Annotated in this window: 16 protein-coding genes; 12 read left to right on the top strand and 4 right to left on the bottom strand. The window is 51.3% G+C overall.

Annotation, left to right across the window (positions count from 1 at the left end; genetic code table 11):
- Positions 1-23 precede the first annotated feature (23 nt).
- The 8 genes from NQH49_RS07530 to NQH49_RS07495 all read left to right on the top strand — a co-directional run bounded on the left by NQH49_RS07530 (position 24) and on the right by NQH49_RS07495 (position 5,692).
- Positions 24-587 carry a lipoprotein gene (locus NQH49_RS07530; protein WP_008103112.1) on the top strand — a complete coding sequence of 188 codons (564 nt, stop codon included), beginning with the start codon at positions 24-26 and terminating at the stop codon, positions 585-587.
- Between the two features lie 135 nt (positions 588-722).
- Positions 723-1,769, top strand: a complete 1,047-nt coding sequence (gene pyrC / locus NQH49_RS07525; RefSeq protein ID WP_256696177.1) for a dihydroorotase — start codon at positions 723-725, stop codon at positions 1,767-1,769.
- A 68-nt stretch (positions 1,770-1,837) separates the two neighbouring features.
- On the top strand, positions 1,838-2,083 hold the full coding sequence (dinI, locus tag NQH49_RS07520; protein ID WP_007893661.1) for a DNA damage-inducible protein I: 246 nt from the start codon (positions 1,838-1,840) through the stop codon (positions 2,081-2,083).
- A 143-nt stretch (positions 2,084-2,226) separates the two neighbouring features.
- Positions 2,227-2,496 (top strand): hypothetical protein, encoded by a 270-nt coding sequence (locus NQH49_RS07515; RefSeq protein WP_008103116.1) that lies wholly within the window; start codon positions 2,227-2,229, stop codon positions 2,494-2,496.
- A gap of 277 nt (positions 2,497-2,773) precedes the next feature.
- On the top strand, positions 2,774-3,028 hold the full coding sequence (gene bssS, locus NQH49_RS07510; protein WP_008103119.1) for a biofilm formation regulator BssS: 255 nt from the start codon (positions 2,774-2,776) through the stop codon (positions 3,026-3,028).
- Positions 3,029-3,134: 106 nt separating this feature from the next.
- The gene (gene solA / locus NQH49_RS07505) at positions 3,135-4,250 is read left to right on the top strand and encodes an N-methyl-L-tryptophan oxidase (RefSeq protein WP_256696176.1); all 1,116 of its coding nucleotides are present in this window, start codon (positions 3,135-3,137) and stop codon (positions 4,248-4,250) included.
- A 292-nt stretch (positions 4,251-4,542) separates the two neighbouring features.
- On the top strand, positions 4,543-5,115 hold the full coding sequence (locus NQH49_RS07500) for a cytochrome b (RefSeq protein WP_256696175.1): 573 nt from the start codon (positions 4,543-4,545) through the stop codon (positions 5,113-5,115).
- A 1-nt stretch (position 5,116) separates the two neighbouring features.
- Positions 5,117-5,692: a YceI family protein gene (locus NQH49_RS07495; RefSeq protein WP_256696174.1), complete on the top strand. Its 576-nt coding sequence runs from the start codon at positions 5,117-5,119 to the stop codon at positions 5,690-5,692.
- A gap of 44 nt (positions 5,693-5,736) precedes the next feature.
- Here NQH49_RS07495 and trhO read toward each other — a convergent pair whose 3' ends face one another.
- Positions 5,737-6,792, bottom strand: a complete 1,056-nt coding sequence (gene trhO / locus NQH49_RS07490; RefSeq protein WP_256696173.1) for an oxygen-dependent tRNA uridine(34) hydroxylase TrhO — start codon at positions 6,790-6,792, stop codon at positions 5,737-5,739.
- A 267-nt stretch (positions 6,793-7,059) separates the two neighbouring features.
- Between trhO and NQH49_RS07485 the strand changes: the two genes are divergently transcribed.
- From NQH49_RS07485 to NQH49_RS07475, 3 genes are all read left to right on the top strand, one after another.
- The gene (locus tag NQH49_RS07485; protein ID WP_008103130.1) at positions 7,060-7,983 is read left to right on the top strand and encodes a Kdo(2)-lipid IV(A) acyltransferase; all 924 of its coding nucleotides are present in this window, start codon (positions 7,060-7,062) and stop codon (positions 7,981-7,983) included.
- A gap of 559 nt (positions 7,984-8,542) precedes the next feature.
- On the top strand, positions 8,543-8,809 hold the full coding sequence (locus NQH49_RS07480) for a hypothetical protein (RefSeq protein ID WP_008103132.1): 267 nt from the start codon (positions 8,543-8,545) through the stop codon (positions 8,807-8,809).
- Positions 8,810-8,928: 119 nt separating this feature from the next.
- Complete coding sequence (locus NQH49_RS07475; RefSeq protein ID WP_008103134.1) at positions 8,929-9,324, top strand: MysB family protein; 396 nt, start codon at positions 8,929-8,931, stop codon at positions 9,322-9,324.
- A gap of 6 nt (positions 9,325-9,330) precedes the next feature.
- On the opposite strand, the gene NQH49_RS07470 is transcribed toward NQH49_RS07475, so the two are convergent.
- The 3 genes from NQH49_RS07470 to NQH49_RS07460 form a co-directional block, all read right to left on the bottom strand.
- Entirely contained in the window at positions 9,331-9,570 is a 240-nt protein-coding gene (locus tag NQH49_RS07470) for a YceK/YidQ family lipoprotein (protein ID WP_256696172.1), read from the bottom strand.
- 134 nt (positions 9,571-9,704) lie between these two features.
- Positions 9,705-12,254 (bottom strand): glucans biosynthesis glucosyltransferase MdoH, encoded by a 2,550-nt coding sequence (gene mdoH, locus NQH49_RS07465; protein ID WP_256696171.1) that lies wholly within the window; start codon positions 12,252-12,254, stop codon positions 9,705-9,707.
- Positions 12,247-13,782 (bottom strand): glucan biosynthesis protein G, encoded by a 1,536-nt coding sequence (locus tag NQH49_RS07460; RefSeq protein ID WP_256698395.1) that lies wholly within the window; start codon positions 13,780-13,782, stop codon positions 12,247-12,249. The genes mdoH and NQH49_RS07460 overlap by 8 nt, the downstream gene beginning before the upstream one ends.
- A 278-nt stretch (positions 13,783-14,060) precedes the next feature.
- On the opposite strand from NQH49_RS07460, the gene mdoC reads away from it, so the two are divergent.
- Positions 14,061-15,185 carry a glucans biosynthesis protein MdoC gene (mdoC, locus tag NQH49_RS07455; RefSeq protein ID WP_256696170.1) on the top strand — a complete coding sequence of 375 codons (1,125 nt, stop codon included), beginning with the start codon at positions 14,061-14,063 and terminating at the stop codon, positions 15,183-15,185.
- The last annotated feature ends 31 nt before the right edge of the window (positions 15,186-15,216 follow it).

Raw genomic sequence — 15,216 nt, 5'->3', positions numbered from 1 at the left:
GTTTCGATCAGGATGAGGATTATATGAAAAAGGCGTTTACCGGGCTTGTCGCCCTGCTTTTTGCCGTGCTACTCAGCGGCTGTAACCAATTGACGCAATACACTATCAGCGAACAGGAAGTGAATCAGGCGCTGCAAAAGCGCAATAACTTCGAAAAAGACATCGGCGTTTCCGGGCTGGTGAATGCACACATTGTGCTGAGCGATCTCAACAGCCAGATTGGCCGTGAAGAACCTGGCAAAATCACCCTCTCAGGTAAAGCCAATATCAATGTCAGCTCGCTGTTTGGTCCGCAGCAGGCCGAAATGCTGCTGAAGATGAAGGCGCAGCCGGTTTACAACGCGCAGGAAGGCGCGATTTATCTGCATGACATGGAGATTGTCGATGCGCAGGTGCAGCCAGAAAAAATGGCGTCGATCATGAAAACCCTAACGCCTTATCTCAATGAGTCGCTAAAGCGTTATTTCAATGAGAAACCCGCCTACGTGCTGAGCGCAGACCGCAGTAAAGGAGAAGCGCTGGCGAAGAAACTCGCTAAAGGGATAGAAGTGAAACCGGGACAATTGGTGATTCCGTTTACTGATTAATCCGCGTAGCCGCACCTTCGGGTGCGGTTTTTGTTTGTCACAATAAAATCCCGTGCAAACGGTTGCCCACATCCTTATGATTACTCCCCGGCCTAAACGCGCCTCTCGTTTTCTTCTCAGCCGGAGTCTTTTTGAATGACAGCCCAACCTCAGCAAATTACCATCCGCCGCCCTGACGACTGGCATATTCATCTGCGCGATGGCGCGATGCTCAACGCCGTACTGCCTTATACCAGCGCAGTGAATGGTCGAGCGATTGTCATGCCGAACCTGGTTCCACCGGTTATCAGCGTGGCCGCTGCCGTGGCTTACCGCGAGCGCATCATGGCTGCGTTACCTGCTGAGCATGCTTTTACTCCGCTGATGACCTGCTATCTCACCGACTCACTCGATCCCGATGAGATCGAACGCGGCTTCCGTGACGGCACTTTTACCGCTGCCAAACTCTACCCTGCGCATGCCACCACCAACTCCAGCCACGGCGTGACCAATATCGCCGCGATCGCGAAGGTGCTGGATCGCATGCAGCAGATCGGCATGCCCATGCTGGTGCACGGTGAAGTGACCGATTCCCATATCGATATTTTTGATCGCGAAGCGCGCTTTATTGAAACTGTGCTGGAGCCGCTGCGCAAACAGTTCCCGGCACTAAAAGTGGTGATGGAGCACATCACCACCAAAGAAGCAGCGGAGTATCTGGCGGCAGGAAACGAGTTGCTGGGCGCCACCATCACGCCACAACACCTGATGTTCAACCGCAACCACATGCTGGTTGGCGGTGTGCGTCCGCATCTCTACTGCTTGCCGATTTTGAAACGCAATATTCATCAGGAAGCGCTGCGTAAGCTGGTCGCCAGCGGTAATCGTCGCGTATTCCTCGGTACCGATACCGCCCCCCATCTGCGTCACCTGAAAGAAGCAAGTTGCGGCTGCGCCGGTGTGTTCAATGCGCCGACCTCCTTGCCTGCTTACGCCACGGTGTTTGAGGAGCTGAAGGCGCTGGAACATTTTGAAGCCTTCTGCTCAGAGAACGGCGCGAACTTCTATGGTTTGCCGCTGAATGAAGGCACGCTGACGCTGGTGCGTGAATCCTGGCAGGTTGAAGAGAGCATTGCCCTGGCGGATGACACGCTGGTGCCTTTCCTTGCCGGTGAGACGCTGAACTGGCGCATCAAAGAATAATTTTCTGCTGCTTGCCTTCGGGAATAATATACTGTACAAATAAACAGTATATTATTCCGGAGGCTTCTATGCGCGTTGAAATTACCGTAGCAAAAACTTCGCCCCTTCCTGCAGGTGCACTGGATGCACTCAGCATCGAACTGGTCCGTCGCATTACGCAGGATTTCCCTGACGACGATCATCACGTCAAAGTGCGTTATGCCGGCGGCAACCAACTTAGCGTGTTTGGTGGCTGCAAAGAGTCACGCGAACGCATCAGCGAACTGTTACAAGAAACCTGGGAAAGCGCTGACGACTGGTTTAATAACGATTAACAGCCACTGTGCCGTTTTTGCCGGGTTTCGCCACCCGGCTTTTTTGTTTTTATTTCCCTCTCGCCAGAAAAACTGCCTGCATCTAGACTCATGTTAAACGATCCCCTATTCTTGCCTCGTCATGCTTACAGGAGGTGTTTTACATGACTACTGAAAAACCAGAAGAGGCGATGACCTTCGGAGAGTTGCTGGCATTTATTGCTGAGCAACAGCGCCGCTTAACCGTATTAGAAAATGCGTTTGCCACCTTGACCTTCTGTCTCGACGATCGCGCCAATCAGTTGCTGGTCCACAACCTGACGCTGGAAGCGCAAAACCAGAACCATGACGAGCAGTTACAGCAGCATTTTACCCGGCTAGCGGAAGAGATTCAGAAACGTCACGGCCTGCTGCCAAGCGAGCCACACGCCTAAAAGATTCTCTTTTTCGGCCTAAAGTTTCCTCTTACAAAAGCCGATAATTTCGTCACTACTGCCAATAATATTTCCAATAAAATGCCTGACGTTTCGGGCATTTTATTATTCGCTATAACGTCAATGTGAAGTGCGTTTATTTTCACTCTGATTAGGTTCGTCATACCTTTTAACTATTGTACTCGCTATTTCATGTTATAATTGTTTCGCTAGTGCACGATACAGCCGCATTGAACCTCAAGAAGCACTTCGTTTAACGAGTAATACGGAGGTTATAATGGACAGAAATAAAGACGTCATCCAGACTCATCCGTTGGTAGGATGGGATATCAGCACCGTAGACAGTTATGACGCCATGATGATTCGCCTGCACTCGCTCTCCTCGCAGGGGCAGAAAGAAGAAGAAGCTGACGTGGGCCCGACCTACTGGCTGACAACTGATGTTGCCAGACAGTTTATCTCACTTCTCGAAGCTGGCATTGCAAAAATAGAGTCTACCGAGCAGTATCTACGCGACAATCAAAAGCATTAACTTCTACTATCGCGTGAAAGGGCACCCAACAGGGTGCCTTTTTCATGGGCGCTCTCTTTTGATATGCTGTTGAAAAATTTCACCGTTTTGCTGGAGTGATGTCGTTATGGTTTATGATCTGATTGTGGTGGGAAGCGGTTCGGTAGGCGCAGCAGCCGGGTTTTACGCCACGCAGGCTGGCTTATCAGTGCTAATGATTGATAGCGCCCATCCCCCGCACAGCCAGGGCACGCATCATGGCGAAACCCGCCTGATTCGCCATGCTTATGGCGAAGGTGAACGTTACGTGCCGCTGGTGCTGCGCGCGCAGACGCTGTGGGATGAACTGGAACACCAGAGCGGCGAGCGCATCATGCATCGCAGCGGCATCCTCAACTTAGCGCCTATCACCTCCACCTTTATTCAAAATGTTATCGATAGCGCGAAAGCGTGGCAGCTGGATGTGAAAATCCTGCAAGCCGATGAAGTGCGCGCGCGCTGGCCGCAGTTCACGGTGCCAGATGGCTATATTGGCGTGTTCGAGCCTAACTCCGGCTTCCTCAAATGCGAGCAGGCGGTGCGCAGCTGGGTGCAGCTGGCGGAACAAGCCGGATGCGCGCAGCTGTTTAACTGCCCGGTGACAGAAATGGGTCGCGATGGCGATCTGCAGCAGGTCACCACCAGCGAAGGCATTTTCCGCGCGCGTAAATTGCTGGTCAGCGCCGGAACCTGGGTGAGCCAGTTGGTCGCTGATTTGCCGGTTGCGCCGGTGCGTAAAGTTTTCGCCTGGTATCAGGCAGATGGTCGCTACAGCGAAAACAACAAATTTCCCGGCTTCACTGTGGAGATGAGCGATGGCAGTCACTTTTATGGCTTCCCGGCGGATAACAACGCGCTGAAAGTGGGACGTCACGATGGTGGCCAATTGATGCAAACGCCGGCCGATCGCAAACCTTTTGGCAGCATCGCGGTGGATGGTAACGAGTCATTTAACTTCCTGCGTCAATTTCTGCCGGGCGTGGGCGTCTGTTTGCATGGTGAAGCCTGCAGCTACGACAATACGCCGGATGAAGATTTCATTATTGATACGCTGCCCGGTGAGCCGAATCGCCTGATTATCACCGGTTTAAGCGGACACGGTTTCAAATTCGCCAGCGTGTTGGGTGAGCTTGCCAGTGAATTTGCGCAGAATAAACCGTTCTCTTTCGATATGAAGCCCTTCTCACTCGCGCGATTTGACTGATGCACAGATGCCGGCGCTCACTCTGCGTCGGCAAGATTGACGTAAGTTGACATTTAATTACCTAAATAAACATTCAATGCAGCGGTATGCCGCATTTGGTGTAGTCAATATGCAATATCCCGCAATAGCCCTTGTGTTTTACGTCATCCCTTCAATTATCCTGACTGAGTTTTAATTAAATCCTCATTTATTCCGAAGATGATTTTCGACTTTATAGAAAAGTAAGGTTAATTGATCTTTCATTGCAAAATGTAGATGCTCATTGCCACTTATTTCATTTCTGGAACTTAATATGTGGCGTAATTCCACACAGCATTTCGGCGCCATCTCCATTTTATTACATTGGCTTATGGCGCTGGCTATTTACGGCATGTTTGCGCTGGGTTTGTGGATGGTCGGATTGGGTTATTACGACGGCTGGTATCACGACGCGCCTGAAATTCATAAAGGCATCGGCATGCTGCTGTTTGCTGCACTGCTGCTGCGCCTCGGCTGGCGTTTTATTTCGCCGCAGCCCAAACCCTTGGCGAGCTATTCCCCCGCCGTTCGGCGCGGTGCCACTGCCGCGCACTGGATGTTATACAGCTTACTAATTGTGCTGCTGTTCAGCGGTTATCTCATCTCCACCGCCGATAGAAAACCGATCTCCGTATTTGGCTGGTTCGAGGTTCCCGCACTGTTCAGCGGTGCTGCGCAACAAGCAGATCTGGCAGGCGACATTCATCTTTGGCTGGCGTGGGGTTTGGTGCTGTTCTCTGCATTGCACGCGCTGGCAGCCCTGAAACACCATTTCATCGACCGTGATGTGACACTGAAAAGGATGTTGGGTTACCGCATCCCGTTAACCTCTGAAAAGGAAAAGTAACATGCTAAAGAAGACATTATTGGCAGTAGCAGCGGCCGGCTTATTAAGCGCCAGCCTGACGGCCAGCGCAGCTGACTATAAATTTGATAAGGAAGGCCAGCACGCGTTTGTTCAGTTCCGCATTCAGCATCTGGGCTACAGCTGGTTGTACGGTACCTTTAAAGATTTTGACGGCAGCTTCACGTTTGATGAAGCCAATCCTGCAGCAGATAAAGTCAACGTGACCATCAACACTAACAGCCTCGATACCAACCATGCTGAACGTGATAAACACCTGCGCAGCGCGGATTTCCTCAACACCGGTAAGTTCCCGCAGGCGACCTTTACTTCTACCGCTGTGAAGAAAGACGGCAAGGATTACAAAATCACCGGCGACCTGACGCTGAATGGCGTGACCAAGCCCGTGATGCTCGACGCAAAATTGATGGGAGAAGGCAAAGATCCGTGGGGCGGCTACCGTGCAGGATTTGAAGCCAGCGGAGAAATCGTGCTGAAAGAGTTCAACATCAGCAAAGATCTTGGCCCGGCATCGCAGAAAGCTGAATTGATTATTTCGGTGGAAGGCGTGCGTAAGTAAACCAAATGCAGCCTGAAGTCCGCTGACTTCAGGCTGTTTTGCGCTTATTTTTTATCTGGCGCGGGAATCGCCATCGTCATGTTCAGCAAACCGCGTGATTTGTTAAACACCTTGTTGCCATTTTCACGGCCCGCACGGCGTGCGCGCTGCTCTTCTGGCGACAGCGTTGACTCTTCCATGCAGATTGGGCTGCAGCAGTTGTTGTATTTTTCAGCACAGCTTGGGCACTGAATAAACAACAAGTGACAGCCATCATTGATGCAGTTGGTGTGGCTATCGCAAGGCGTGCCGCACTGATGACAGCTGGAAAGAATATCGTCGGAAATGCGTTCGCCCATGCGTTCGTCAAAGACAAAGTTTTTGCCCTTGAAACGCACCGGTAAGCCCTGCTCGCGCGCGCGACGGGTGTATTCAATAATCCCACCTTCAATGTGATAAACATCATTGAAGCCGTTGTGCTTCATCCAGGCGCTGGCTTTTTCACAACGAATGCCGCCGGTGCAGTACATGACAATCTTTTTGTCTTTCTTATCCTGCAGCATATCAACGGCCATCGGCAGCTGATCGCGAAAAGTATCGGCCGGCACTTCCATGGCGTTATCAAAGCGTCCCACTTCATATTCGTAGTGGTTACGCATATCCACGAAAAGCGCATCCGGATCGTCGAGCATCGCGTTAACGTCTGCGGCTTTCAGGTAAGCGCCCACATCGCTGGCATCGAAGCTATTATCTTCAATCCCATCCGCCACAATGCGCTCACGCACTTTCAGGCGCAGCACCCAAAAAGATTTACCGTCATCATCCAGCGCAATGTTCATGCGCAGATTGTTCAGCGCCGCATCAAAGGCATACAAAACTGCCTTCATCTTTTCGTAGCGGCTGGCTGGTACGCTGATTTGTGCGTTGATGCCTTCATGCGCGACATAGACGCGACCAAACACCTTGAGTTTGGTTAACTCAACGTAAAGGGCATCACGGAAGGCTTTGGGATCGGCGATCTGGAAATATTTATAAAAAGAGACTGTGGTACGTGGTTCGGTTTCCGCCAACATACGTTCCTTCAGCTCTTTATTGGAAACAAGGTTATGTAACACTGGCATGGTGTTCGTCCTGTTAGCAATCAGAGAAATTGAGCGCGCGTATAATACCCGAATTCTGCCGGATACAAAAATTTTGGTGTGATAAACCTGACGGATGTAATTACAGGCGCATTTCTGCGACACAATTGCGTTTTCGTGCGCATACCTGCTGCCAGATAGCCGCCCACGGTCTATGCTTGATTTCAGCCAGAATGAAAAAATGGCATAATGACAAAAAATTACAGAAACCGGACTCTCTGGCATAAGACGCAGGATACTGACATTTCCATGACTCAACTTCCCAAACTCACCCGTGAACTCCTCTATCCACGCTATTGGCTGACCTGGCTCGGCATTGGTTTCCTCTACCTGCTGGTGCTATTGCCCTATCCAGTGTTGCATGCCATTGGCTGTGGATTGGGTCGCATTGCCATGCGTTTCATGAAACGTCGTGTTGAAGTGGCGCAGCGCAATCTTGAAGTGTGCTTTCCCACCATGCCGACCAATGAACGCGACGCGATGGTCAAACACAATTTTGAATCGGTGGGCATGGGACTAATTGAAACCGGTATGGCATGGTTCTGGCCAGACTGGCGCATCCGTAAATGGGTCACCACCAGCGGTCTTGAACATGTTGCTAACGCACTGGCCGAGAAGCGCGGCATATTATTAATTGGTATGCACTTTCTGACTCTGGAATTGGGCGCGCGAGTATTTGGTATGCATAACCCGGGCATTGGCGTATATCGCCCTAATGACAATAAGCTCATCGACTGGCTACAAACCTGGGGCCGCATGCGTTCCAATAAAAGCATGCTAGACCGCAAAGATTTGAAAGGCATGATTCGCGCGATGAAGAACAACGACATTATCTGGTATGCACCGGATCATGACTATGGCCCGCGCAGCAGCGTGTTTGCACCGTTCTTCGCGGTTCAGGATGCGGCAACCACCACCGGCACCCATATGTTGATTCGTCTGGCAAACCCCAGCGTGGTGCCGTTCCTGGCGCGACGTCTGCCCAATGCGCGCGGCTATGAGCTGAAAATGATGCCTGATATCCGAGATAAATTTACGCTGGAATCTGAACTTGAGACCGCTGTCGTGATGAATAAAGTGGTCGAAGAGACAGTGTTACTGGCTCCGGAACAATATATGTGGCTGCATCGCCGCTTCAAAACGCGTCCACAAGGCGAGCCTTCGGTTTATTAATGTGATATGGGGCATGATTGCGTGCCCCACGTCCTTCAGCAGAAATTTACCTTATTACGTGATTTTATCCGGTTATTAATTCGCTAATCGGTCCAGCGTGAACTTGGGCTAATTGTTCAGTTAGCACCAAACTTTACCCACTAAATCCGTGTTTCTTTGCCTTAACTCTGTAAAAAATTAACCTTTCAAGCCAGTATATGGGTAAAAAACTGCCTTAGCATTTGATTCTTGCGCTGCTTGTAAGGAAATATTAACGGATCAAAATATGCTGTCTCGGACCTGAATTCCCCAACATCCAGGGGTAATCCTATTTAATTTTACTAAACCCTTCGGCCCCGCTAATCAATGCAGTAAAATTAACTTACTAAACAAGGTATTGTCTTAATAAAATCCTCTATATTCTTTTTCTAAAGAAAATGACACCTTCTTATTCCCTTATGGAATTTGTCGATAAAATCGAATCCAGTTAATTTCGTGATGTCAGTTAGAACGCTACGTTCACTTTTAAAAAAATATAAAAAGATTTCACACAGCAAATATATCTCAGGACAATTATAAAATGAATAAAGGCATCTACTACTACGTGACGATCAGTACCGATCAGGAAGGTTATCATCTTCTGCATAGAAAAGAGTGTAAACGGCTACCCGTAAAGGAGGATATGGTTTTTATCGGCACTCTGTATAATTTAAATCAGGCATTATCAACCGCGCGTATTAATTTTAAAAAGGTTAAGCCCTGTATTAAATGTTGTATTCGTTACTCTGCTCCAATTATTCATGAATCAGTACGCCCGGTATTGCATTTCCCGCAGAAAATAGCCTGACCGGTTGGGCGGTTGAATTTTACGCAACCGCCCAACCGATATTTCCTCTCCGCCCTGCACTTCACGATTTTTCGTCTATCCTTCTGTGAAATCCCTTTTTTACAGACATGGAGTTGATGATGAGCCTGTTTAGCACCCTTGAAGAAGCCATTGAAGCCGCCCGCGAAGAGTTTCTCGCCAGCCAACCTGAGATCGCCGAAGAAGATGCCAGCGTCAGCCAGTTTGCCCTGCAGAAGTATGTGATGCAGGATGGCGACATTATGTGGCAGGCTGAATTTTTCGCTGAAGAGGATGGCCAGGGTGAATGCCTGCCGATCTCCAGCGGAGAAGCCGCACAGGCAATTTTTGACGGCGATTTTGATGAAGTCGAACTACGTCAGGAGTGGCAGGCGGAAAATACGCTGCATGAATGGGATGAAGGCGAATTCCAGCTGGAACCGCCGCGTGACCTCGAAGAGGGTGAAGCGGCGGCGCAGGAGTGGGAAGACGACAACAGCCCTTCTGACAATCTGTAATAACGATTATTCGTACGGGCCGTGACTGGCATCCACGGGCAGTAACAGCGTGTCCATCACCAGCGATAGCGGCAAATCGAGAATGGTCAGCACACGCCACGGTCCGTCACGAACGTCCCACTGCACGCCGGGATAATATTGATTGCCGTGACCTTGTCCGGGCAAGGTGCGGCTGATAATACTGCCACAACCGGTGAGCAGAAGAATGGCGGCGCTAAGCGCGGTTATTTTCAGTAAATAATTCACAACATTTACTCACAATGAACTGGCGTTAGTTTAACCGCCTGCGAGGTGGAATAACCACTCCTGACGCGTAAAGATTGCGTCATATTCCGCGCAAAAAAAAAGCGGCATCTCTGCCGCTTTTCATTTTCTCATCTTCAGCGCTGTGGCAGCGCCTCAGGATTGAGCTTCAGCTTCTGATAGCTTTCCACCCACTGATGATATTTGTCCGCGCTTTCCCACAAACGTGAGTGCACGCGCGCCAGCACCACTGGATCGCTAATCAGCTGCAAACGCTGCTCGCGGTTCAGTTTCTCTGGCGCATCACTCAGCGCCTGATCGACACGACGGTCGCGCGCATGGTCCAGCAAATCGCTCTGCTTATGACGCGATGTTGCCATCGCCGTCGCCAGCGCGTTAAACGCCGGGTTAAACAGCGCATGCATAAAGCCATTTTTCAGCGCGCGTTGACGGTTAATCTGCAGATAATGATCGGTATCGACCAACTCTTTGGGTGGCTCATACTCTTCCGGAATCAGGAACAGTTTGGCGTTCTTACTCTTCTGCCCTACCGTTGCACGGCTTGACATCACCGACACAAACGGCGACAGGATCAGCGAGAAGACGATCGGCGACAGCCACCACAGGAAGTTCAGGTCGAGGATGCCCATACCGCCCGCCCACACGATACCCAACAGCATCTGTGAACCATGACGACGGAACGCTTCGCTCCACGGCGTCGCATCATCATCACGCTGCGGCGAGTTCCACACCACTTCCCAGCCAAGGAACGCACTGACCACGAATACGGTGTGGAACAGCATGCGCACCGGCGCCAGCAGCACCGAGAACAGCATTTCCAGAATCAGCGAGAAGAACAAGCGGATGGCGCCACCGTAAGGTTTCGCTCCTTTGAACCAAATCAGCACCACGCTCAACAGCTTCGGCAGGAACAACAGCACCAAAGTGGTTGAGAACAAGGCAATCGCCAGATCCGGACGCCACTGCGGCCACACTGGGAACAGCTGACGTGGTTGCAGGAAGTAGGTCGGTTCCATCAGCGTGTGCACCACCTGCAAGGCAGTAGACAGCGCAAGGAACATGAACCACAACGGCGCAGAGAGATAAGACATTACGCCCGTCAGGAACACCGCGCGGTGAACCGGGTGCATCCCTTTTACCAGGAACAGACGGAAGTTCATCAGGTTACCGTGGCACCAGCGACGGTCACGCTTCAGCTCATCCAGCAGGTTCGGCGGCAGTTCTTCATAAGAGCCCGGCAGATCGTAGGCGATCCACACGCCCCAACCAGCACGACGCATTAGCGCGGCTTCAACGAAGTCATGCGACAGGATCGAACCAGCGAAGGAACCTTCACCCGGCAGCGGTGCCAGCGCACAGTGCTCGATAAACGGCTGCACACGAATGATGGCGTTATGGCCCCAATAGTGTGATTCACCCAACTGCCAGAAGTGCAGACCGGCGGTGAACAGCGGACCGTACACGCGCGTCGCGAACTGCTGGCAACGGGCATACAGCGTATCCATACCTGACGCTTTTGGCGACGACTGGATAATACCGGCGTTCGGGTTAGCATCCATCATGCGCACCAGACCGGTAAGACACTCACCGCTCATCACGCTGTCGGCGTCCAGCACCACCATGTAGCTGTAGTTGCTGCCCCAGCGACGGCAGAAGTCATCGATGTTGCCGCTTTTACGCTTCACACGACGACGACGACGGCGATAGAAAATCTTGCCCGCGCCACCGACATCACGCACCAGTTCCATCCAGGCTTTCTGCTCGGCGATGGCGATATCCGCATCGTAGCTGTCGCTCAGAATGTAGACGTCAAAATGTTCAGCATTGCCAGTACGTTTGACCGATTCCCAGGTCGCACGCAGGCCGGCAAATACGCGTTCAACGTCTTCATTACAGATCGGCATGATCAGCGCGGTACGGTGTTCCGGATTCAGCGGCTCATCGCCGGTGGTCGAATACGAAATGCTGTACTTATCGCGGCCAATCAGCAACTGCAGGAAGCCCATCAGCGCGGTCCAGAAACCGGCAGAAACCCAGCAGAACAGAATGGCGAACAGGAACAGGATTCCGGTCTGCAGGATATACGGCAGGATCAGCTCAACCGACTGCAGCCAGTTCTGGTTGAACATCTCGATTGGATCGATCAGCGTCCAGCCCTGATACGGCAGAATGGTTTTCATGTACCAGGTTGCCACTACGGTCTGCAAAATCGTCAGAATCAGCAGCACGTAGCGACGCATAGAGCCAACGTGACGCCACTTGTCCTCCGTTTTCTGCTCTTCAACGGTGGCATAACGTGGATTGGATTTCTGGCCGCGCAGGGAATCCCAGGCGCGCGCAATCGGGTTGGTGCGCCAGATCTCCGGGAACATCAGCGAACGCTTCACTTTCGGCATCGCCTTGAGTGTGGTGCGATCGAGATAATCCTTGCTGAGCTGCTGACCATCCGCCAGTGAGTCCGGCCAGGCCATTTGCACACGGGATGACACCGATTTCAGCGGCGCATCATCCGGGCGCTCGCTGGCGGCGTTATCCTGCCCCAGCGACGTATGAATAGCGTGGAACGCCTGCGCATTCTGTAGCGAATCGCTCAGACGGGCGCGCCCTGCCGCATCAAGCGGCAGAGCCTCCACGTAAGATTGAGGTAGAAATATCGATTTATTCATTGGCAGGTAGCTGATAGCTCCAGGTTTCCGTCAATGTCTTGTCGCCGCTCACCAGCGCCGCACGCATCTCAGTCGGCTGCTTGTTATCTTTCACACGCAGACGCAACACCAGACGCCAGCCTTTGGTCACCGGGTTGTAGCGCACACTCTGCTCAACCACGTCAGCGTTATTACCCACGCTCACCTGCGGTGCCACTTGCGTATCTTCCGGAAGCTTGCTCATCGCTTTGCCAACGAAATCCACGGTGAAGGCGATAGAACCATCAGGCTGACGCACCAGATTCGACTGCTTCACATCTCCGGCAGAGCGCAGCGTGTCTTTCACCCAGGCGATATCGTCGGAGTGCAGCTGATTCTCGTCACGGGTGAAGTGCAGACGATACTGGAAGTTCATCTCTTTGCCTGGCTCAGGCAGTTTTTCCGGCGTCCAGAACGCAACGATGTTGTCGTTGGTTTCATCCGCGGTTGGAATCTCTACCAGCTCAACGCGACCTTTGCCCCAATCACCCTGCGGCTCAACCCAGCCACTTGGGCGCAGATCGTAACGATCGTCAAGATCCTGGAAACGGCTGAAATCTCGCGTGCGTTGCAGCAGACCAAAGCCTTTTGGATTCTCAACGGTGAAGGTGCTGACCGCCAGATGTTTCGGGTTATTCAGCGGACGCCAAATCCACTCACCGTTACCGGCATGAATCGAAAGACCATTCGAATCGTGCAGCTCTGAACGGAAGTTGGTCACCGGCGAAGGCTGGTTCGCACCAAACAGGAACATACTGGTCAACGGCGCAACGCCCAGTTTACCGACGTTATCACGCAGGTAAACTTTGGATTGCACATCAACCGTCGATTCTTTGCCCGGTTTGATGATGAAGCGATAGGCACCGGTCGCACGTGGCGAATCCAGCAGCGCATAGATCACCAGCTGTTTGTCCTGCGGTTTTGGACGCTCAATCCAGAACTCTTTAAAGCGCGGGAACTCTTCGCCGGACGGCAAGGCGGTATCAATCGCCAGACCGCGCGCCGAAAGACCGTACACCTGGCCTTCGCCAATCACACGGAAATAGCTGGCGCCGAGGAAGCTGGTGATTTCGTCGTCTTTGCCCTTTTTGTTTAATGGATACAACACCTTAAACCCAGCAAAGCCGAGATTTTTGACTGCATCAGCATCGTGTTTTACGTTGCCGAAATTGAAGTAGTCAGGGTTATATTTAATTTCACGTACTGAAGACGCCGTCACTTCGTTGATTTTCACCGGCGTATCGAAATACATGCCCTGATGATAGAACTCAAGCTTAAACGGCGTGCGCAGTTTGCCCCAATAAGCTTTGTCGTGGTTAAACTGGATCTGCTGATAGTCAGCAAACTTCATTTCACGAAACTGAGAGGGTAAATTGCTTTTTGGCGCTTCGAAACTTTTCCCTGCCAACGCCTTGGCTTGTTTTGCAACATCATCAATGTTAAACGCCCAACTATTGTTGGCATACATAGCCAGCAGAACTGCCGCGCCTACCCAGCGCATCTTTACCAGTCCCACTTTATTATTCACATTATTCAGCACATCCCCCCCTTTCGTGTGCTTAGATCAAACCCGATTATCTTAAAGGATTATTCGGTTTTCCGACAGCGTATGTAATCGATTGTTCCGCTGATTTGTAAGCTGAAAATGTGCTTTTAGGATAATTAAACCCCGCAAAATCACATACAGATTCACCTGATAGTATACCCTGTTTACAGCCGGTAGAATTTTCCTTCGGCATAATCCGGTTTCAGGGCGAAACCGGCAAGTAAACTGACTATTGGAAGATTATGAGTTCAGCTAAACCCGAACGTGAATATTTCCTCGATTCGATTCGCGCGTATTTAATGTTATTGGGCGTGCCTTTTCACGTCTCCCTGATTTACTCCACGCAGAAATGGGCCGTGAACAGTCATGACGCCTCAATGTGGTTGACGGTGCTGAACGACTTTATTCACGCCTTCCGCATGCAGGTGTTCTTTGTTATCTCAGGCTATTTTTCCTACATGCTCTACTTACGCTACCAGCCACAACGCTGGTTGAAAGTGCGTCTGGAGCGTGTCGGCATCCCGATGTTGACCGCTGTTCCGCTGATTACGCTGCCGCAGTTTTTCATCACCAAAAATCTCACTGACAAAATCGGCGACTGGAGTAGTTTCTCGCTGTACGACAAGTACAACACGCTGGCGTGGGAGCTGATATCTCATCTGTGGTTTTTATTGGTACTGGTGATTCTGACGACGTTCGGTATGGTGGCGTTTCGCTGGCTGAATAAGCAGCAGCGCAGCATCGATTATCAGCAAATTGGCTGGTGTAAATTGACGCTGGCACTACTGACTTATGCCTTAATTTGGTGTGCGTTGCGCCGCGTGCTGTTTTATTTCGTTCCGGCCGTGTTTGCCGATGGCCTGTTCAGCATTGCCGTGATGCAAACGCTGATGTTCCTGCCGTTCTTTATGCTGGGTGCGTTGAGCTGGAAGCATCAGGCGCTGAAAGCGTTGTTTGTGCGCTTTAATCCGGTGATGTGCTTTGGCGCTATCGCAGTATTCATCGCCTATAGCCTGAATCAGCGTTACAGCAGCGGTGAAGGTTGGCTGTATGAAATCGATATGATCATTTCGACGCTGATGGGGTTGTGCATGCTAAACGTCTGTTTTAGCTTCGGCCATAAGCTGCTGAACAGCCATTCGCCGCGCATCATGTATCTGGTGAATGCCTCGCTGTTTATCTATCTGGTACACCATCCGCTGACCATTTTGTACGGCATCTACATCACGCCGCACATTGGTAGCGACACGCTCGGCTTCTTCGTCGGCTTGCTGATGGTGTTCGGCGTGGCGTTTACGCTGTATGAAATCCATCTGCGCATTCCGCTGCTGCGCTTCCTGTTCTCCGGTAAGCCGGAACGCAAATAAATATAAGGGCCAGGTTAGCTGGCCCTTATAT

It is taken from the genome of Pantoea trifolii (assembly GCF_024506435.1).
Classification (GTDB): domain Bacteria; phylum Pseudomonadota; class Gammaproteobacteria; order Enterobacterales; family Enterobacteriaceae; genus Pantoea; species Pantoea trifolii.
The sequence above is the reverse complement of the archived record's forward strand: the minus strand, read 5'-3'. Positions and strand labels throughout refer to the sequence as shown.